This is a genomic window from Mesorhizobium sp. M1E.F.Ca.ET.063.01.1.1, assembly GCF_003998155.1.
In the GTDB taxonomy this organism is placed as follows: Bacteria; Pseudomonadota; Alphaproteobacteria; order Rhizobiales; family Rhizobiaceae; genus Mesorhizobium.
The window spans coordinates 1-784 of sequence record NZ_RZSC01001363.1 but is presented as its reverse complement, the minus strand read 5'-3'; the positions used below and the strand labels follow the sequence as shown (position 1 = coordinate 784).

General features: G+C 59.4%; 1 protein-coding gene. It reads right to left on the bottom strand.

From position 1 onward, the window contains the following. Positions 1–756, bottom strand: a 756-nt coding sequence (locus tag EOA29_RS38605; protein ID WP_245468799.1) for a PAS domain S-box protein, incomplete at its 3' end; no start/stop codon positions are given. Between the last annotated feature and the right edge of the window lie 28 nt (positions 757–784).

Here is a 784-nt window from a genome sequence, read left to right as displayed (position 1 = left end):
GTCGACATGTTCTCCATTGCGAATGCGCGCCAGAATCTCCCGCTCCTCATTCTGGCGATCGGGCGGTATCAGCAACATGAGCGGGCGTCCGATCATTTCCTTGCGGCCGTAGCTGTAGAGACGCTCGGCGCCGCTGTTCCAGTCCGTGACGATGCCATCCGTATCGGTCGCGATGATTGCATCATCCGAGGATTCGACGAGCGCGCTCAGTCGCGCTGCCGTTGTTTCCGCCCGCTTCCGTTCAATCGCAAACCCGAGCTGACGGGCAATGGTCAACGCAAGTTCGCGTTCACGATCGGCAAAGCGATGGGGTGCTGGATAGTAGACCATGAACTTGCCGATGAGCTCGTGGGAGCTGGCAAGCGGGATAAAGGCCAGCGCTTCGATTCCCTCGCCAAGGACCGTGTCGATGAGTTGCCGAGATTCACCGCTGAGACGAATATCCTCAACAAAGATTGGCTCGGCATTGTGTTCACCGCGTGTCCACGGCGTGTGGCCGTTAACTGCCTCGCGGTATTCTTCAGAGAGTGAGCGCCACGCGACGAAGCTCATGACTCCGTGGCTGTCAAATCTCAGGATCGAGGCGCGCGACGAACCGAGGGCATCGCATATGGCATTCAGCGCTGCATCATATATCTCCCCAAGGCCGTTGGCTCGGTAAAGTCGGTCGGTGAGGCGAAAGAGGACGGCTTGCTCGCGGACGATATCGCCCTCGGCTGGCTCACGCTGGGCTCGCCCCATGGCCGCATTACTCATGGCCCTTTACCCCGGACGGCTCTATTAG